The following is a 19,464-nucleotide window of genomic DNA, read 5'->3' as shown; positions in this document are numbered from 1 at the left end:
TATACAAAAGGTGGGATATTTTCCAATGGAAAGAGTAGCCATTTACCTTCGTAAATCTAGGAGCGATATAGAAGCAGAAGCAAGAGGGGAAGGTGAAACGCTCGCAAAGCATAAAAAAGCACTGCTAGAAGTAGCGAAACAGCATAACCTAAATATTATTAAGATTAGACAAGAAATTGTGTCAGGAGAAAGCCTTCTCCACCGTCCAAAAATGATGAAGTTACTAAAAGAAGTCGAAGCAGATAATTATGATGGTGTTTTGGTAATGGATATGGATCGCCTAGGTCGTGGAAACATGAGGGAACAAGGTCTGATTTTAGAAACATTTCGAAATTCCAATACAAAGATCATTACACCACGTAAAACCTATGATCTCCGTGATGAATGGGATGAAGAGTATTCGGAATTCGAAGCTTTTATGGCTCGAAAAGAATTAAAGATTATAACACGTCGTCTGCAAGGAGGACGAATCCGATCTGCCAAGGAAGGGAATTTTATTGCAACTCGGCCTCCCTATGGTTATAAAGTGAAACAGGATTCAAAAGGTCGTTATTTAATTCCTGACAAAGCAACAGCTCCAATTGTAAAAATGATGTTCGAGTGGTATACAAATGAAGATCCACATCAACGGCTTGGATCAAGTAAAATTGCTGATCTTTTAAACGCTCAGGGTATCCATACTTATGAGGGAAAAATATGGAATGGCTATTTAGTGAGAAATATACTAAAAAATGCAGTCTACGCAGGACGTCTGCAATGGAAAAAAACGCAAGCAACACAAACAAAGAATAAGAAATCTGGCTCTATTATAAGGTCAAAAGAAGAATGGATTGATGTAAAAGGGAAACACACAGCCTTAATTTCAATGAAAACATACCAAAAAACACAGGATTTATTAAAGAAAAGGCGGCATGTCCCCTGCAAACCATCGAATACTATAGCAAACCCACTGGCTGGACTTATTGAATGTGAAAACTGTGGATCATCTATGACATTAAAAACATTTCCAAAGCAACCGCCTCACCTCTTCTGTTATAAGAGGAAGCATTGCAAAAATAAAAGTATTCGATTCTCTCATGTAGAGGGGAGAGTCATTTCAGTACTCAATCAGTGGTTAGAACAATACCAGCTGAAATGGAATGAAACCGACGAGCTAGATCACGAAAGCACGACTATTGAATTAACAGAAACAACGTTAATGAATTTGAATCAAGAATTAAAAAACTTGGATTCCCAAAAAGATCGATTACATGATTTATTAGAACGTGGTATTTATGAAGAAAACACCTACATAGAGCGATCACAGCTTGTTTCGAAACGAATCGAAGAAACCAATGCAATGATACAAAAAATCACAAAAGATTTAACCAGAGCAAAAGAACACTTAAAATTAAAAAAAGATATCATCCCTCGTGTGAAACATGTCTTGGAAATTTACGATCAGTTAGATGATCCAGCACAAAAAAATTCCTTGTTAAAAAGCGTACTCGAAAAATGTACATACAAAAAAGAAGAACATCAGCGTAACGATCAGTTTACATTAGTTATTTATCCGAAAATTTAATGTTTTTGTTTATTGGTATAAAGATAATGTTAATACATTATCGTTTTTACCAAATTATTTAATTCGTTTAAAAGACCATCACAATCTACTTCTCTTAGAAATCGGAATGAAAAGCCTCAATAATATTCGGCGCCAATGCAATATCGTAAAACCGCATATCGGCGTAGTGACCAATGTAGGAGAAGCACATGCAGGCAGTTTAGGCGGACTCAGCCGAGTCGTAAAGGCAAAACAAGAACTGGTCGAAGGAATGCGTTCTGGAGGAATTCTATACATCAATGCAGATGATGCCAGATCACAGCGGCTAAATTTAAAGAAATCAAAGGCAAAAATCCGCACCTTTGGTCTAGGTCCATCTGCGGATGTACGTGGGGAAAATATTAAATATTCCTCGAAAGGAATTACATTTGATGCTAATGTGCAAGGGAAACGGGTATCTTTCTTCCTTCCTACCTACGGTAAACATAATGTTTACAACGCATTAGCTGCAATTGGAATTACGACAAGCATGGGCATCTCCCCCATAAATATTAAAAGAGGATTAGCTCGCTTCCAAACACCAAAAATGCGACTTCAAGTTTTATCTGGAAAAGGTCGTATTCTTATCAATGATGCTTGGAATGCAAATCCTACAGCAATGAGAGCAGGTTTAGGGGTATTACAACAAATAGCAAATAACCGACCAAAGATAGCCGTTCTAGGGGATATGTTGGAACTTGGTAATATTTCGAATAGATCTCATGCTTCAATCGGCCAATATGTTGCAAAATCAGATATTGATCAACTCATCACTATAGGGAAACACGGGCGAAAAATTGCGGAAAGTGCAATTCGAAACGGAATGAACCCTCAAAAAGTTTTCTCCTATTATCGTCACGCGCCACTTATTGCACATATAAGAAATAAGGTTCCATTAAAATCAGTTGTCTATTTTAAAGCATCACGAAAACTTCATTTAGAAAAAGTAGTTCAAGCATTACGTTAACCTATTATCATCAACAGATATACTTTTGTCAGATGGAAAAGTATATCTGTTATGTTTTATCACAGCGTTTTTTGGACTATGCAAGTGCTTTTCTCTTGTTCTATTGTTTGAGAAATTGAACACAAATATAGTAAAAGAGATTAATCTCCAGATCAGGATACGGTATTTTTCAGTAGAATTAGCAATAAACCATCTTACAAATTGTTTGTAGATAGTGAAATAAACCTTAATAAGGTTACTCTAACTGACTAGAAACTTTTCTATGAATATGTGAAACGTAAAACTACAGAGAGATTTATATACGACTTTTGCAATTGAATAACTATTTGTTTTTTTATTTAGATAATTTATGTATTCACTATGTTTTCTGTTTTGAATAGCATCTAGTATCTTATAGATTAATAAGAATTTATTTGTGGTGCAAACTTGTTTGCATTTATTGATTAATCTAGCTTATCAAATTTTAGTGTTATCTTCACTTTCTCATTTACCATATCTACTACTATCCCATAAACAAATCGTCGTACAACAAGCATTTCAGAAGGACGTTTGAGTTGTATTGCGATAAAATCTACTATTATGTTGGCAACATCATCTAACTTTGATGGAAATCTTGAAATTAGAGTTCGTCGTTCAATTGCTGGTACTGCCCCTTATGGAACATTTCATTTAATTATGAATCAGAGATTATCTTTAAATCTATTCCTGCTCCGCAAAAAGAGATATCCAATAAAATCACGATTTTATTGGATATCTTCTCTCCTTGCTTCATCCATATTTATAAAAAGTCGTGAATTGAGTATCCAATTAGAACTAGAACCAGCATCCGTGTCACAAAGGGCAATTTGACATAAATTAAAAATGTCACTCATCGACGATATGAGTGACATTTTTAATTTCATTCCAAGTTAACGATTTATATAAGTAACATAAGTTCCATTTAGCACGAGTATAGATCCACTCTATAAGCTGTTGTTTTCGTACTCTCCTGAGAGTCCCAAAAAACTGTGGAACGAAACGCAATTTGACCAAATATGCTTGCTATCCCCACTCATCTGTGAGTATAGTAATTACAGCAACAAAAAAGGACAACCTAAGGGAAGTCATGGCTGAATTGCCTTTTATCCTATTCGCCCTCATCATTTTGCTGATTCTCGGCCGCAAGCGACATGAGCAGCAAGTATCGGATGTCCAGTCGCCGGAGACTTTCAGGCGTAAAAGCGAAAGTCCGCGAACTCGGCGCATCGATAGGCAAAGGTCCAAGTTCAAAAGGCGATGAACTGTCGCTCCTAGTGACCTACTCTTAGGTCGTCCTGGCACCTCGCATCCTACCATGTTTGGACGGATTCGAAGGAGCCACGGATTTTGGTTTTGCTCCACTCTTAGAAGGGAGTTCAAATTACATAGTTCTTTCATTCACATATACAAAAACGACTTGAGGCGGGATGAGACGCAAGTCGTTTTTTCATTTATTGATAGATTACACTTGGTGATATAGACGCTGGTTCTAACCAATACCCGTCAAGCTAAAACGATATAAAAAAGATCAAAATGTAAAAAGAATTGATCATTATTTTATAATACTATACAATTTTGATAGAAGCACGATTGTGCTTTTCCTAAGACCTATGGGAGACAGAAATGTTTGCGGTTTCGAAGTTCCTTCAATCGATGTCTGATCATGACTTCTATTACTACTATGAGGAATTTCCAAGTGTCATTCGAGAAGTCCTTGGTCTTTCTAATCAGGAAAGGACAGATGATAGTAGTATCTATACATTTCTCTTTTCTTCTTTTAGCAGAGATGCAGGTAAATACACAAATGGCAATAATCTGCTGATGAAGGTGGCAGTGACCAAGCTAGTGAATGATCTTCCAAATGTTTTCAAACCTTGGGGAATCACGATTGAACATAGCCCAAAGAGCATTTTCAACGAATTGAGTAACAAATACAAGAAGATTATGAAGCTGCGAGGAGTTGAAGAGAAGCTCGCTAATAAGGCTGCTGATGACCTTATTGTGGTTATCGTCCGAGATGTCATTGGTAGGTATGGAGGTCAGCTCTTTAAGGTGAACCGCCGAGGACGATAACTTTCTCATAGGTTATGTAGGTCAACAAATGCGGTTGACCTACATCTATAAATTTGACGAGTGTCTATGATGTGCACTCGTAATAAAATCCTCAAAAAACGCGCTATTCTTTCTATAAGAGTTATGAAAAAGGAAGGAATGGTGTTTTTTGTGAACATAATAATAACAACCTAAGAGGAACTTAATTTCTTTTTGCTGGTATTGCAAAAATATTCGTCTCCTACTTAACTAATCAGAGCAATCGAATTTATAAGACGAACGAGCAAGTCTCGGAAACAAAATCTCGTTACCTTGCGTGTTTGACTAAATCACAATCTAGTAAACACATCTCTTACTCAGCAATATATCTAAAAACCAATTTCGTAATCCTAATAGAGTCTGGTGTGGTTTTGATTGGAGTAAAACCATTTTCTTCACTAAATGGGTGTTGTTCAATCAAATAATGCTGCGGCAATGTTATTTCAATCATGATGTCCATCCTAAAAATAAGATGGAGATCCAGTTACAGGATACTTCCTCTAATACGTCAAATGTTTTGTATTAAAATGCAAACGAAAAAGGAGAATTATCATGGTCTATGTCGCACTACTTAGAGGAATCAACGTTGGCGGAAAAAATAAAATTGACATGAAGTTGCTTAAAAAAGTTTTTGAACAAGTGGGTATGAGCTCTGTAGTTTCATATATCAATTCAGGTAATATTATTTTCACCGTGAATAGCCATTCTAAAACAACCATATCCCATATTTTAGAAGAGGCTATACATACAAACTTCGGGTTAAAAATCAAAGTTTTAGTCCGTAGTTTTGTTGATATTAAAAAAGTCATACATTCCCTTCCAGAGGCATGGGTAAATGACAAACAGATGAGAAGTGATGTGTTGTTTTTATGGGACGAAATTGATGATGAGTCAGTGCTTCATAAGCTGGTCATCAAACCAGAAATTGATACAGTGAAATACGTTCCTGGAGCTATACTATGGTCAGTTCAAAAAAAATATATTACCAAATCTGGTATGGCTAAACTCGTTGGTTCAAAGCCATATAAACAAATAACGATAAGGAATGTAAATACAACTCGCAAAATATACGAACTTATGCAAGGAATTACATGTTATTAGTAAGAACACCTAGAATTCACGCAGAGACACCTCCCCATCCAGATCATTGCTTGGGACTCCTTGATACATAGAAATAATTACCATTCATCAATGAAGAATTGTAACATGCGTACCTTGAATGTTTGCGTTTGTGGAGCAGAGCAGAAGAACCTGCATATAACAATCGAACATAGTAAAACGAAGGCGAATAAATGTATCATTAAAACTGTTGGGCTAATGCGAAAGTAATTCAGCACCTTTGTAATCTTCCCGTTGATCCACATCCGAAACCATACAAAGTGTATTCTCGACTATTGGTGATGTTTTAACCCATATATATATTTCTGATAATGTGTATGTCAGTGCAATGTGCGGTGAGACGGAAACCTATATTCTTCGTTACCCTGCTGGCAAGAAGAGATAAAAAAGGTTATCCTCATCCCATTACATACCTACTTTACAAAGGGTTCAAATCAATTTGATGCTTTCTATGCAAAGCAAACCAATATTAAAAGCTATATCTAAATACTGCCATCCAATTTCTTCTTTTAAAAACCTGACGATCTGTGATATAGGGGTAGTGACAGGGTTGCTGTTCTAGTCCGTCAGATATTTTACATAATATGTAAATCGAAGAAACCAGCCCTTCTTTAGAGCAGATTTAATTTAGCTAGCATTGCTTTTCGACTAGGATTGGTATAAAGCAATGTGGTGTGAATATTACTATGTCCAGCGATGGATGCCACTTCATGAACATTTAATCCTTTTTCTAACGCATTCGAGCAGAAGAAATGTCTTAGATCATGTGGAGAAATGGTCAGCTCCATATCTGCTAACTTGCTATACTTGCTAAATGATTTGAAAACAGTGATTCGTGAGAGCTGCTGACTACGGTTACTAAGGAATACATATGGGCTAACTTCTGCCAGTCGATACTTGGATCTCTCTTGCTTTAGGTAATCCCTCAGCAATCGAACCACCTTGTCCGATAAAAAAACGGTTCGAGACTTATTTCCTTTTCCATCTCTCACTAATAACTCTTGAGACTCCAAATAAAGATCTTGGATTACCAGTGAAAGAGCCTCGCTGATTTGCAAACCAGTATAAGCCAGTAGATTCACCAAAGCATAATCGCGTTTGTTTTTTGATTCTAACACTGTCTGAATAAATCGCTGTACATCGGCTTCACTATGTACGGCTGGTGACGCATACCCGTGTTGAACCTTCTTCCAATCCTCTTTCTGGATTACAAAGCGATCTTGTTTCCCTGTTTGAATAAGATATTCATTCCAAGAACGCAAACCAGCCATATGAGAGTTAAACGTACTAGGAGCCACCCCTCTTTGCTGAAGGAAAACTTTATAGTCTGCTACGTTCTCTACAAATAACTGCTTGGGAACTTTCTGAAATCGATCTTGAAACCACCCAATGAATGCTTTCACAGAAGATAGATAAGAGGAAATCGTGTTAGGAGATTTTTCATTCGAGATCAAATGTTGTTTGAACAAACAAAGAATATCTTCTGATAAATTATGTTTCATGGGATTCATGCACTCTTTTCATCAATTATGTTTCCTTATTGTTGAATATCGTAGCTGAAATGGTAAAAAAAGTAAACATAAATGATGTTATGTTTCATATTTCCTCATTACCATTATAAGGATATTAATGTGTAGGTATTTGGGATCAGTAACATTACTAGAAATAAAAAAGAACAGTATATTCTGTGAAAATTAATTTCTGAGTTAATCCATTATCTCATAATTATTTGTTATAATATGAGAATAGTGTCGGTTTTGGTACACGAGCACAACAAGGAGTTGTGATGACCGAGATTCAGGCAGTTCAGAAGGCTCCCGTCCCCTGCGAGTTCGTGAAGGACCCCAAGAAGGTCAAGGCCTTCTGGGCTGCAGTCGAGGCGGTCGAGCCGGTGCTCGTCCAGATGGACGAGCGCGAAATCGATGTCTCCGACGGTCCCGGTACCCTCAAGATGCTCCGTGAGTCGGTTTGGCCCTTCGCCCGACTGGCGGCGAAGATGTTTTCTGTCACCAGTGGGGGAACCCCGCTCACGGAGGCGGAGCTGGACTGCATCGCGCAGTACGCGTGCGAGGCGGGATTCCGCAACTCGAAGATGCCCGAGCTCCGCGCCGTGGCAGAGATCACCTTGAAGGAGTTGGGCATCGCCTGACCAAGACCGGTCGCCAGACACCTGAGCATCGCTCGGGTGCCTGGCACCAAATTTTAAAATTAAACAATTGGTAGTATCTTTACATTTGACATATATAATCTAAGAAAATTAAATTCTTCTTTAGTGAAGATGTAAATGGGAATAGAAATAGAAAAACAGTGATACAATCCTGTCACTGTTTTTCTATTTTCGGGTCTAATACGATAAAGAACTTTTACATCATTATATTTTACATGGCTGTTAGTTCTCAACTCGTTAACAGCACTAGACACTAGGCGACATCCAATTTAATGGGTATCCGCTTTTCCATATTCAGCTTGAAAATCCCGTATGGATTCACATGATGATAAAATAAGGGTGATAACCCTCTAAAGTCTTCTGGTGTCATCTTCTTCAGCCAATATTGATCGTTCTCATAAAGAACTTCTTGGACCATCAAGGTATTCATATAAACTAAGCAATTTTGAAGCAATTGAAGGGATAATGCCGACACTTCTTGATCCTCCAAGGAATTGGAACGTATTTCACTGTTTTTTCCATAGAAGATAAAGGTATTGGCAGAGTTCCAATTCTCCACGGTATTGAGTTCTTCCTGAATTTCTCTGCGAATCTCTTCTGAATGCAGGTATTCACATAAGAAAACGGTTTTCATCGCTTTGCCTAATTCACAGATGGCCCGATAGGTGGGATGTTGAATATCCCTTGTAAATCGCTTTAAAATAGCCTCTGCTGATGCAGTACCTAGACGAAGAGCGGTAGCATATTTGACGATTTGATCATACTGTTGTCGGATCAGATCCTAGTTAATTGGTTTGCTTAGTACAGGCTGTAAATGAGGATATGCTTCATTCATTCCTGTTTCGGGGCGATATAACTTTTGCGAACCAATATTTTTGAAGCGTGGCATCAGTTTGAAACCGAGCAAATGAGAAAAAGCAAAGGCAACGACACTCTGTCCATGGGTATCGACATAATTTTTATTTACTTCCATATCGGTACAATGGCGAAGAACTCCTTCCATCATGGAAGCAACTTCCGAAGAAAGGCACGATTTCAGTTGAGAATAGACACAGGCGGACTTCCGATCTACGTGCCGATAAATCATAACTCCGCGTCTTCGATAACGAGGATGCCACTGGGTCAAGAGATTCTGATCCACAGCAACAAATGCGGTGGAGTCAGAAGCACAAGCAGTAGTAGCATCTCCCCACACTTCTTTCAATCGATAAAGGATAATTCGATTCACCACTTCTGCATTGGCTTTTCGCAAATGTTCTTTATGGATAAACTTATACCAAAGATAGCGGAGTTCCCAATAACTATCGGTGTTGCTCCCAGCAGATACTGCCTTTAAACCGGTATTTGTTCCTAAACCAAATAAACAGAGTAGTAATCGTCGTTGAATCGTTTCTTGATCTAAAATCTGCCGATCCGCGGTAGACTTAAAATGCTCGGTAAAATGGGTATGGAAATCCGTTTCTTTTAAGATATCGAGCAAATTGATATCCGACCAGCGTTTCTTGATATGATTCTTAATGTGCCCAAATGTTGGGGTTCCTCCTGTTTTTCTAGGGGAAGTGACCTTCATCCAACCTTTGTTATTCTTTGTAGTGATGGTCACTTTTGTATTGCTTTTCTCTTCGATTCCTTGATTCAATAGACTTAGGCTGTCTTTCATCAAATCTTTTATTTTCGAGATGAAAAGTTCGACATCCAGCAGGATTTTCAAGGCTTGAAAATGTTCTTCTTTGTGTTCTTCAAAATCTTGGGGAAGGTCCTCTTCGGGATCCCGATAGCGGTCTGCTCCCTTAATCCAAATTTCTTTACAACGTAGTCGCTTGCGAAGGGATTGTAAAACAGCAATCTCATAATTTACCCGATTGACACGTTCTTCTCCTTTACTATCTGTTTCAATCAGGATCTCTTGCCATTTCGGTTGAATGACCCCTTCAATTGGTACTTCATCCGCAAGAGCAAAATAGCGTTGTCCACTACCTTCATAATCTCGAATAAGTTGAATCGTTTCAATGACAGGTTGATGATTTTGGTTATTGGAACGAAAATACAGATGTTTGAACATATCACAGAAAGAAGATCGGTAATGTCCTTGGTAGGAAGTGTGCATCTTGGTGTAAATTTTTTCTCGGTATTCCCGTTTGTTTCGTTTCATTTCTTGGATGATATTTCGAATGGTTTCCGGATTTACCACAGGATATAAGGTATCTTGAATCACACCTTCTGGGTGGGTAATAGCAGCTTCTAATAAATCAATGATGTGTTTATTCTTGCCTTCTACTTTTTGTAATTCTTTTACCACTTCGATTTTGATTTTGTTTTCCGCCTTATTTCCAAGCTTTCGAGTCCCTTCATCAATTAAATCTGCCAAATGATCGGTCACTTCCGCTAAACGATGCCAAAATAAAATGGCCAGCAAACTGTAACGAATATAAGGTGGATGGGCATGCAGTTCTGTTACCGTTTCGGTAGCTGCACGAAATCGATAAACCTTTAATAGTTTTGGATTCACTTGTTTACATAACGAATCAGGAATTTGAAGATGACGAATTGCTAACAGCTTTTTTATTTCTTCCTTCATCGTGTTTACACTGGGTTTATTGGGAGACGACAACAGATAACGAAAGGAGAAGATATCCTCCTTTTTCTCTTCTGTCCATCCGTCGTTTTCCTTTTCGATGGTGGATTCAAGAAGGGCATCCAATCGTGAACAGGTAGTTTTGGATAAAGTTTCTTGGAAAAATGTTTTCTCAAAGGTATGAATAGCTGAGTCTATCATCCGAGCTAAACTACCAGAGGAAGGTGGTTCGATTTTCCATTCACGAAATAGGCTATAAGATTGACTTTTCAGATAATCTACGTCATGTGTGAATGAAACCTGTTCCTTTAAGCATTCTTCATACCGATTCTTTTCTTCCTTTGCCCATTCTCGGAAACCAAACAGCTTTCTTATACTTTGTCGATGTCGCGTATAGGTTTTTTCTTTTCCTCCCCAACTGTGGATCAAATAGATCAGGGGAAAGATCTAGCTGTTTTGCTATGTAATCCAGAACCACTTTAGAAATATCTTGCTTTTTACTAGGAAATTTAGCTTCTTGTTGAAAATACTTCAGAAGGACAGCAAAACCTAAACGATTTACTTCTGTTTTATTTCCCATTACTAAATGACGTTCATTTGGCAACAAGGTAAAATGTTCAATAAGTTCTTCTTCAGTCCATTTTTCTTCACTGATGTACCTCATCATCTAAGTTGTTTTTCACTAGTATAATTCTCACCTTAAAGAACCAGCAAGATAAGCTACAAAATCAACATATTTATGGGGATTTACTTTTATTGGAATCTATGTGACGGACTAGAGCAGCAACCCTGTCACTACCCCTTATAAAGCAAAATGATATTCAATGTTCAATTAAATAGCTTCATCTTTTTACTAAACATTGGCGTGATTATGTAATTAATTTCCAGAGTGGCCCCTCAATATGTGAATCGGTGGCTTACCCCATGTACGGGAACCCCCCATATAAAACGAGTGCCCCTCTTGGTGGTCATATGACCACCAAGAGGGAGTTTTTCTTGCTCCACTTGCTCCAATATGGTCAATTTATATCGTAGAAGTGTAGTTCTGCGATGTAAATTCCCTTAGCGTAGGTTTCATACAAAATGTTGGCTGTACCCCTAATTGCATACCGTCCATCGCTACCACACGATCTAAGGATACTTGTACATTACGAGAAGTCACAGCATCGATTTTAGCCGATACATTTTCATATGAAGTTTTACCATACCAGATATCATTCACTTGTAGCGGTTCCGTTTGATTACATACCCCTAGAAGAGAAGGAGTGGTGGATAAATACTATTTTTATACTATAAACAACATAGAACAAAACTGAAATTTTGACCAAAAACTCCTTAGGGAATTCCCTAAAGTTCAAATTAAAAAGCCATCATAATGATGACTCATTCATATGACTTCCTTATTTTCGTATGTCTGGACAACTGGCTGTTGCCCAGACAGAGTTAAGGATGTTACACCCTTAGAATCCACAAAGGATTTCCATTGTTCTGCGATGAAATCTTACTTATTCAAACAGGTTACTTCAACCACAAGCAAGTGAGGTATAGATTGCCCCTTTCGCATAAGTCCGTTAGATGGATTCCATAAATCGGAAATATCGTGATTGTACAGTGATAGCTTTTTTGATTAAAGATTGATAAAATGAGTTCGAAGGAATCGACCAAGAAATAGGAGCTCTCTATGTCCTTCATGGGAATGCAGTCTGTCAAGTGCAAGCTTGCAGATGAAAAGAAGCCGTATGATAGGTCCCGTAATCCGATCATCGAGATCGAAATTACTGGGGATAACGATACCTTCTGGAGCGACATCATTGTCCGTAAGGGCAGGAATTTCACCTTCTACACACCTCAAGGAGGCATCTTGATTTCTCTTACAAAGGATAAGAGGGTTCTTGTGCATCGTGAACGTGGAGGGATGCCTATCGAGACTTTCCGATTTGGAGAATCGAAGACAGTCCTTGGTTGCAAAATCACCCATAAAACTAGGTAATACAAGGTTATGGGTAACCCTTCAGTGATTTGTAACTGATACAGATCGGTCCACACAGTGAAATCTGTGTGGACCTCAAATTTCGTTTTAGATAATCTTGAAAATAAATGGATAAGGTTGTCACTTATTATTTACTTATCATAAGAAGCAGTTCTTCAGTTGCTTTTTATAACTTCTTGAATTTTTTTGTTCCATGTCCCCACGTTCTCCAATGCTCGTCGATCATTTTGTACTTCCTCCGGTTTTGTTCCTTGCCCAATTAAATAACCGATCTACAGTGATCCCAATTACTCAACGCTCTTCTCCGATTCGACAGGTTGTACCAGGCCCGTCGGGTAGAAACAAGTAATCTCTTGAACATGTTAGGTTCATCATTCAATTGCTTGATTTTTTCGCTAAATAGGGTCCAGACAGAAAAACGCGGATTTACCACGTTAAGCACCAAAAGTAATGAAAAACCCGAAAATCAACCACGAGAAGGATTGATTTCAGGTTGGGTATTTTTGTCAGCGAATTTGTTCAAGTAGAGTAGTAAAATATATGTTAGGCAACTACCAAATACTCAAAATTAAACTTGGAAGACCAAAAGGCGGGGTGAGCGATATATCGAAACAAAGAAGTGCGCCAGAAATAAGGATTGAACCTTGGAATGAAGGTGATCTTGATTTACTTCGACTTCTAAATTCGCCTGAAATGACAGTACACTTTGGGGGGCCAGAAACCGAGAAACAAATCCTTGCTCGTCATAAGCGGTACTATGAGATCGCTGAAAAAGGAACTGGTCGTATGTTTAAGATTCTCCTTTTACCGTATCTTGAAGTTGTTGGTAGTGTAGGCTATTGGGACAAAATTTGGAAAAAAGAATCTGTTTATGAGATTGGTTGGAGTGTTTTGCCAGCATTTCAAGGTAGAGGGATAGCGACAGAAGCAACAGAAAAAGCCATCGCTTTTGTCAATTCTGAAAAGAAACATAGATCCATTCATGCTTACCCTAAAATCATCAATCTAGCATCTAACGCTATTTGTCGCAAGCTTGGCTTCTCGTTAATCGGTGAGTGTGATTTTGAATACCCCATTGGGAATATCATACGATGTAATGATTGGAGGTTGGCAGTCGGTGAAAATAATTAATAGCTTACAAGAATACCGAAGGCTGCTGATCAAAAAGGTGAACAGCACTACATATTATCCTCAATGCCATTACCATATGGTGAATATCGTGTAACTCACAAAAGCAGCGAAATATTTGGAACAACAAGGTCAGCTTGACAAGGAATTGCTAATCATATTTGAGGGCTCAACTGGGAACATAACGAGACCCGAAAATCAATCCTTACGTGGTTGATTTTCGGGTCTTTGGTTACTTTTGATCCTTAGCGTGGTAAATCCGCGTTTTTCTGTCGGATCCCCAATGAGTTCTTCTTCAGTCCAATTTTTCTTCACTGATGTACCTCATCATCTAAGTTGTTTTTCACTAGTATAATTCTCACCTTAAAGAACCAGCAAGATAAGCTACAAAATCAACATATTTATGGGGATTTACTTTTATTGGAATCTATGTGACGGACTAGAGCAGCAACCCTGTCACTACCCCATATAGGATCGTCGGGTTTTTTTCATTTTCCTATATAGACCATCGTAATAAACTATGTGAGTAAACAAATCCCCCACCAAATCCTGAAAGTAAAACCAAATCCCCTTTTTTTAATTTTCCTTGATGGAAAGCATCCGTTAAACACAATGGGATCGAAGCAGACGATGTATTGCCATAATACTCTCCACTGAAAAGTACAACGTCCTCTTGCAAACCTATTCGACTACAGATCGCTTGTATAATACGGAGATTGGCACTATGTGGTACAAACCAGTTTATATCTTCTATCTCGTATCCTGCTTTCTTTATAAATGATGGTATCGTATTAGACATAGTAGAAACTGCTAACTTAAATACTTCCCTTCCATTTTGAACAATTTTTTTCTCTTTCTTGATTTTTTCATCACCAATGGTGTTTGCAACATTTGATACATAGAGATATTGACCTGCGTTTCCTTGGGTTCCATGTTCTGTATGGATAAAACTAGGGTTCGTTGACTCCTGTTCAACAAGTGCTACTCCTGCACCATCTCCAAATAAAACACAAGTTGTCCTATCTTCGTAATCCACTATCTTGGACATAGTCTCTGCCCCAACAACAAGTGCTTTTTTGCATTGGTTGGTCGAAACTAATCCATTTGCTACATTAAGTGCATATGTAAATCCTGCGCAAGCCGCGCTTACATCCATTGATCCGCAGTAAGGAATAGAAAAATAATTCTGAATTTGACTTGCTACGCTTGGAAATAAATGGTCCGCTGTGGAAGTCGCTACGATAATCATATCTATACTCTTTATTTCTATATGAAAGTTTTCTATCAAATTTTCAATTGCTTTAACAGCCAGATCACTGGTAAATTGATTATCTTCAGCAATTCTTCTCTCTTTCATGCCTGTTCTTCTTCTTATCCATTCATCATTTGTCTCTACTATTTTCGATAAATCATTATTGCTCATCTTTCTTCCTGGTAAATAGGATCCTAGAGCTGACACTTTGGCGTTTGATAATAACATGAAAATGAATCCTCCCATAAACTAATTCTTAATATTCGTTATTTAATATAATAAATGTATTCCTCTATAAAATAAATAAATATAAAAAAGACTCTCTTTTCAAGAGTCTTCCCTATTCTAATAGTTACTTGTCAATTCTACTAGTCTTCTTAATAAAAAACTGGATGATAAGCAACTTAATCTTCACATACAGCCAATTGAGGTACGACCATCAAAAGCTCATTGACGAGGTCAGCTCAGAAATAAAAATCAAATAAGTAAAAATGAAGGTAATTCATCCTTAGAATACGCCGAATTTTAGTTTTTGACCCAAAGCATATTCAATAGATTAAAACTTTCGATGATTTCTGTCTCATACGCGTTCCTTTTCCACTAATGGTATTGTGGATCAGAATAAAAACTGTCCCTAGAACTCACCGACGTCCACGAAAAGTACGTCGTAAGTCCTCAACCCACTTATCTGGAATCTCCCAAGGGATAAAGTGTCCACCATGTTCGTGAACTGCAATGTTGACATGGTTATACCAAGGAGCACGATCACTGTCGAGAAAATTCTGTACACGATTTTCAGTTGTGATACCAGGTGGATTTTCATAACTCACAAAAGTGATGCCAGTGGGTGCCTCAATAACAGGCCAGCGATTATGAGTAGGTGTCCATGGATAGCGATTATTATTCGCATAAACTCGTATGGAGGTTTCAATAGTATTGTTTATCCAAAAGATGGTTGCATGGGTAAGGATGTCGTCCTTCGAAAAAACATTCTCAACGTTACCGTTATTATCACTCCATTTGATCCATCTTTCTAAAATCCATGCAAGCATTCCAACTGGAGAATCACTCAATCCATAGGCAAGTGTGCTAGGATCAATAACATGTACGGCCAGATGTGATGCAAATCGGCGATCAATCTCCAAAATCTTTTCTTTCATTTTTTGAGAAATATTGTTCGGAAGAACACGACCTCTAGCAAAATTCCAAGCATCATCCCCGTTAAAGAAATTCAGTTTTAGAGCAGACCCGATGTGGATTGCATATAGTTTGTCACTATATTTGTGTCCCAATTGCCCCGTTACAAGCGCTCCTACATCACATCCTCCAGCCGCATACTTATCATAGCCAAGAATATCGGTCATAAGGGTATGCCAAAGGTCAGCTATTTTCCAAAAATTCATATCCGGTCTGTGAGATAATGGTGACGAAAATCCGTAGCCAGGAAGAGAGGGTACGATTACGTCAAATGCTTCAGCTGGATTACCTCTGAATGCACCTGGGTTCGCAAGTGGATCAATGACTTTGGCCCAATGCCAAAATGTCCATGGCCAACCATGCGATAAAATCAATGGTATGGGATTGGGTCCCGTTCCTGGTTTACGCATAAAATGCACAGGAACACCATCTACATTTACTTTATAGTGTTCATAGGCATTGATTGCACTTTCGGATTTCCGCCAATCAAACTGATTCATCCAATAGTCCACTAATTCCTCTAAATAACTCCTATTAACGCCATAAAACCAGTCGTCATTCCCAGTACCAAGCGGCCATCTGGTATACTTTAAGCGATTTTGAAGATCAGAGAGTAACTCATCTGACACATAGATTGGACTAGGTTCTAGAGAAAAAGAAGCTGTTGCCACTAAAGTTCCTCCTAAGACAATTGAAATTTATTAAAAAGAATGTACTTATCCTGATTTGGTTTATCTGTTATTCCAAAATAAACAACAAAATACGATCAGCTTGTGATGACGAATCTTCTTCTAGTTCGATCAAACGTTTCAATGCTGGTAATGCGGATGTAATTGTGTTTTTTCCTCCAAAGTAAGCCATTCAATGAATTTTGAGAGCTGAGTCACGTGATCTACTCGACGCGATTCAATAACATCAGTGCCATGCGTGGTAATGTGTACCTAGACACTTGACAAGTCCATCTCGTTCAAATCGGGTTACCAACTGAATTGATTGCTGATTTCGTAACTTGCTCAGTAACTGTCAACTCCGTAAGTCGCATGGGGCTTTTGCGTGACAATGTGTGCAGACGGAAAGTATTGTGAAGCTTAGTTTTTCAATTAATCGTAACCGAAAGAGTATCCTTTCAGATTTTCGATCCCATAGTAAAATCAGCGACATTGAAATCAGTAGCATAAGTCTCACGTCAAAATTATATCTTAATCTTATATAAGTTACTAATATAATGCCGAATATGAAAGTAACTCTGTTAGTAAATAGCGTTTTGATGATACCCCATAAAGATTAAGCTAAAAGAAATAAAAGTTAGAAAGCAAATCATCTGCATTCCAAAAGCTAAAAGCGCTCCAAGGCAATAATGGATACCATACTCAATAACACTTTGTTTTGCTATTTTGCTAGGAATCGGATTTCTCCTTAAAATCCGATGGAAAAATATACTGTACGATATAGTTCTAGAAGCTCCCCATTTATCTGCTCCATACCCACCGAATCGAGTTCCTACTGTAGAAAATATTCCAAATATAAGCATACTTAGACTAATAGTGGACATGTCCAGATGGATACTTTCTTGCAAGAAAGGGGTTAAATACGTATAAGAAGTTCCATATCCGGTAATCAAGAAAAAAAAATGAATAATCCACTTAGGATCTTTCTATTTTTTATGATAGAAAGCTGCAGGCTTAAAGGAATTGCATTTTCTCCTTCTAATGAAGGTATTATTCTAGCCAAAGGTATCATAATCAAAAAACTAAGAATAGCTAAGAAAACAAAAATGTATCTCCATCCTAACCATTCACTGAGCACTGCTCCTAGAGGAACACCTAAAACGAGTGAAGTACCAAATCCTAACGAAACCGTACTGATAGCATTACCGATCTTATCTGATGCTACCAATCTACTTGCTACACTCATTGCAACGACAATAAACACACCCGCACTTGTACCTAAAATGACTCTTGCACCAAGTAAAATAGCAAATGAAGAACTAAAAAACGAAACCAAATTACCAATTAGAAAAACACCTAGAGAACTGAGCAATACCTTTTTTCGCTCTAATCGTGACGTCATGGACACGATAATAGGAGTACCTATAGCAAAAGAAAGTGAAAAAGCAGTGACCATTTGCCCTGCAAGGGAAATCGTTATCTCAAGGTCATTTGCAATCATGTTCACGATACCAGTTACTACCATTTCGGAAGTACCAGTTAAAAAAGTCCCAATTGCTAATAAATATATGCCTAAATTTTTCATGTTCTGTTCCACTCCTATCATTCACAATATTCCGTCATATATAGAAACACATTTTGCGATGAAGAAAACTATCACATTACTCTCATCTCCTCATTCGATATCCGCTTTGACAACTTTTTGTTATTGATATGCTACAATAGTTGATAGATAAATAAAAATATATAATTCGACATATAAACATTCCTCAGAATATATATAAAGGAGATTCATGATGGAATTATTACAACTGCAATATTTCCGGAAAGTCGCGCAACTCGGTCATTTAACCAAAGCAGCTGAAGAGTTACATATCGCCCAACCTGCACTTAGTAAAACCATTGCTCGGCTAGAGAGTGATTTAGGCGTACCTCTCTTTGATCGTCAAAAACGGCAAATTCGGTTAAATGATTATGGACATATTTTTCTCAAACAGGTTGAGATAGCCCTCTCTGCATTAGAAGAAGGAAAACGACAAATTGCTGATCAAGCTGATATGGTGAGGGGAAGAGTGGTTTTAGCTTCTACTGATCATCAATGTGATGCAGAATTAGTTAGTTCTTTCTTAGAGTTATTTCCCGACCATCGCCTATTTATCAAACAAACAAATTCCGACGAACAAAATCAATCATTTTTAAAAAATGGAGATATCGATTTTTATATTACTTCCCTTCCTGTAGACCACAAAAATATGGACAGCTATTCCTTTATAACAGAAGAAATTTTTCTTGGAGTTCCCAAATCTCACTCATTGGCGAATCAGTCAAAGGTTCATCTCCAAGAACTATCGAATGAAGATTTCATTAGCTTACCTACTCGAAATCATTTCCGACAATTAACAGATAAATTTTGCAGGGATGTTGGACTGAATCTGCAAACCATCTGTGAAGTAGAAGAATTATCAGCAATTAGTAGTTTTGTAGAAATAGAGATAGGCATCGCCTTTCTTCCAAAAGCAGCAGCAACTGACAAAGTTGTCTTACTGCCTATTGAACAGCCTAAATGCACACGTACATTTCAAATCGTTTGGCTAAAAGACCGATATCTTTCAAAAGCAGCTAAACGTTTTCTACAATTTCTTATCCACTACTATCGTAAAAATACAGAAATCATGTGATAAACATACCTTTTCATGACCCCATATATGAC

14 protein-coding genes and 1 pseudogene are annotated in these 19,464 nt (G+C 37.8%); 8 read left to right on the top strand and 7 right to left on the bottom strand.

What is annotated here, in order from left to right:
• The first annotated feature begins 25 nt into the window (after positions 1-25).
• The 3 genes from GSM42_RS01340 (at position 26) to GSM42_RS01330 (ending at position 4,640) form a co-directional block, all read left to right on the top strand.
• Positions 26-1,564: a recombinase family protein gene (locus GSM42_RS01340; protein WP_160799442.1), complete on the top strand. Its 1,539-nt coding sequence runs from the start codon at positions 26-28 to the stop codon at positions 1,562-1,564.
• Positions 1,551-2,549: a UDP-N-acetylmuramoyl-tripeptide--D-alanyl-D-alanine ligase gene (locus GSM42_RS21090; protein ID WP_338055211.1), complete on the top strand. Its 999-nt coding sequence runs from the start codon at positions 1,551-1,553 to the stop codon at positions 2,547-2,549. The genes GSM42_RS01340 and GSM42_RS21090 overlap by 14 nt, the downstream gene beginning before the upstream one ends.
• Before the next feature lie 1,641 nt (positions 2,550-4,190).
• Positions 4,191-4,640, top strand: a complete 450-nt coding sequence (locus GSM42_RS01330) for a hypothetical protein (RefSeq protein ID WP_160799440.1) — start codon at positions 4,191-4,193, stop codon at positions 4,638-4,640.
• A gap of 331 nt (positions 4,641-4,971) precedes the next feature.
• On the opposite strand, the gene GSM42_RS01325 is transcribed toward GSM42_RS01330, so the two are convergent.
• Entirely contained in the window at positions 4,972-5,109 is a 138-nt protein-coding gene (locus tag GSM42_RS01325; protein ID WP_160799439.1) for a hypothetical protein, read from the bottom strand.
• 101 nt (positions 5,110-5,210) lie between these two features.
• On the opposite strand from GSM42_RS01325, the gene GSM42_RS01320 reads away from it, so the two are divergent.
• Positions 5,211-5,759: a DUF1697 domain-containing protein gene (locus GSM42_RS01320; RefSeq protein WP_160799438.1), complete on the top strand. Its 549-nt coding sequence runs from the start codon at positions 5,211-5,213 to the stop codon at positions 5,757-5,759.
• A 629-nt stretch (positions 5,760-6,388) separates the two neighbouring features.
• Here the strand turns inward: GSM42_RS01320 and GSM42_RS01315 are convergent.
• On the bottom strand, positions 6,389-7,279 hold the full coding sequence (locus GSM42_RS01315; RefSeq protein WP_202404709.1) for a tyrosine-type recombinase/integrase: 891 nt from the start codon (positions 7,277-7,279) through the stop codon (positions 6,389-6,391).
• A 284-nt stretch (positions 7,280-7,563) separates the two neighbouring features.
• Here GSM42_RS01315 and GSM42_RS01310 point away from each other — a divergent pair, with 284 nt between their 5' ends.
• The gene (locus GSM42_RS01310; protein ID WP_160799437.1) at positions 7,564-7,926 is read left to right on the top strand and encodes a hypothetical protein; all 363 of its coding nucleotides are present in this window, start codon (positions 7,564-7,566) and stop codon (positions 7,924-7,926) included.
• 271 nt (positions 7,927-8,197) lie between these two features.
• Here GSM42_RS01310 and GSM42_RS01305 read toward each other — a convergent pair.
• A pseudogene (locus GSM42_RS01305) lies at positions 8,198-11,183 on the bottom strand (Tn3 family transposase).
• Positions 11,184-11,543: 360 nt separating this feature from the next.
• Positions 11,544-11,741: a hypothetical protein gene (locus tag GSM42_RS01300; RefSeq protein WP_160799436.1), complete on the bottom strand. Its 198-nt coding sequence runs from the start codon at positions 11,739-11,741 to the stop codon at positions 11,544-11,546.
• Positions 11,742-12,200: 459 nt separating this feature from the next.
• On the opposite strand from GSM42_RS01300, the gene GSM42_RS01295 reads away from it, so the two are divergent.
• Both GSM42_RS01295 and GSM42_RS01290 read left to right on the top strand, forming a co-directional pair.
• Positions 12,201-12,509, top strand: a complete 309-nt coding sequence (locus GSM42_RS01295; RefSeq protein WP_160799435.1) for a hypothetical protein — start codon at positions 12,201-12,203, stop codon at positions 12,507-12,509.
• Positions 12,510-13,049: 540 nt separating this feature from the next.
• On the top strand, positions 13,050-13,640 hold the full coding sequence (locus GSM42_RS01290) for a GNAT family N-acetyltransferase (RefSeq protein WP_160799434.1): 591 nt from the start codon (positions 13,050-13,052) through the stop codon (positions 13,638-13,640).
• A gap of 493 nt (positions 13,641-14,133) precedes the next feature.
• Here GSM42_RS01290 and GSM42_RS01285 read toward each other — a convergent pair whose 3' ends face one another.
• The 3 genes from GSM42_RS01285 to GSM42_RS01275 form a co-directional block, all read right to left on the bottom strand.
• Positions 14,134-15,117 (bottom strand): ketoacyl-ACP synthase III, encoded by a 984-nt coding sequence (locus GSM42_RS01285; RefSeq protein WP_160799433.1) that lies wholly within the window; start codon positions 15,115-15,117, stop codon positions 14,134-14,136.
• 413 nt (positions 15,118-15,530) lie between these two features.
• On the bottom strand, positions 15,531-16,757 hold the full coding sequence (locus GSM42_RS01280; RefSeq protein WP_160799432.1) for an alpha/beta fold hydrolase: 1,227 nt from the start codon (positions 16,755-16,757) through the stop codon (positions 15,531-15,533).
• Positions 16,758-17,703: 946 nt separating this feature from the next.
• Positions 17,704-18,339, bottom strand: coding sequence for an MFS transporter (locus GSM42_RS01275; RefSeq protein WP_160799431.1), 636 nt, complete (start codon positions 18,337-18,339; stop codon positions 17,704-17,706).
• A gap of 208 nt (positions 18,340-18,547) precedes the next feature.
• On the opposite strand from GSM42_RS01275, the gene GSM42_RS01270 reads away from it, so the two are divergent.
• Positions 18,548-19,432 carry a LysR family transcriptional regulator gene (locus GSM42_RS01270; RefSeq protein ID WP_237446416.1) on the top strand — a complete coding sequence of 295 codons (885 nt, stop codon included), beginning with the start codon at positions 18,548-18,550 and terminating at the stop codon, positions 19,430-19,432.
• Positions 19,433-19,464: the final 32 nt, after the last annotated feature.

The organism is Shimazuella alba, assembly GCF_009831235.1.
In the GTDB taxonomy this organism is placed as follows: Bacteria; Bacillota; Bacilli; order Thermoactinomycetales; family Thermoactinomycetaceae; genus Shimazuella; species Shimazuella alba.
Note: the sequence above shows the minus strand (reverse complement) of the source record. Positions and strands in the feature narration are given on the sequence as shown.

Coding starts and splice junctions, on each gene's coding strand:
- GSM42_RS01340 (WP_160799442.1), top strand. CDS start 26: ATGGAAAGAGTAGCCATTTACCTTCGTAAATCTAGGAGCGATATAGAA.
- GSM42_RS01330 (WP_160799440.1), top strand. CDS start 4,191: ATGTTTGCGGTTTCGAAGTTCCTTCAATCGATGTCTGATCATGACTTC.
- GSM42_RS01325 (WP_160799439.1), bottom strand. CDS start 5,109: ATGATTGAAATAACATTGCCGCAGCATTATTTGATTGAACAACACCCA.
- GSM42_RS01320 (WP_160799438.1), top strand. CDS start 5,211: ATGGTCTATGTCGCACTACTTAGAGGAATCAACGTTGGCGGAAAAAAT.
- GSM42_RS01315 (WP_202404709.1), bottom strand. CDS start 7,279: ATGAAACATAATTTATCAGAAGATATTCTTTGTTTGTTCAAACAACAT.
- GSM42_RS01310 (WP_160799437.1), top strand. CDS start 7,564: ATGACCGAGATTCAGGCAGTTCAGAAGGCTCCCGTCCCCTGCGAGTTC.
- GSM42_RS01295 (WP_160799435.1), top strand. CDS start 12,201: ATGTCCTTCATGGGAATGCAGTCTGTCAAGTGCAAGCTTGCAGATGAA.
- GSM42_RS01290 (WP_160799434.1), top strand. CDS start 13,050: ATGTTAGGCAACTACCAAATACTCAAAATTAAACTTGGAAGACCAAAA.
- GSM42_RS01285 (WP_160799433.1), bottom strand. CDS start 15,117: ATGTTATTATCAAACGCCAAAGTGTCAGCTCTAGGATCCTATTTACCA.
- GSM42_RS01275 (WP_160799431.1), bottom strand. CDS start 18,339: ATGAAAAATTTAGGCATATATTTATTAGCAATTGGGACTTTTTTAACT.
- GSM42_RS01270 (WP_237446416.1), top strand. CDS start 18,548: ATGATGGAATTATTACAACTGCAATATTTCCGGAAAGTCGCGCAACTC.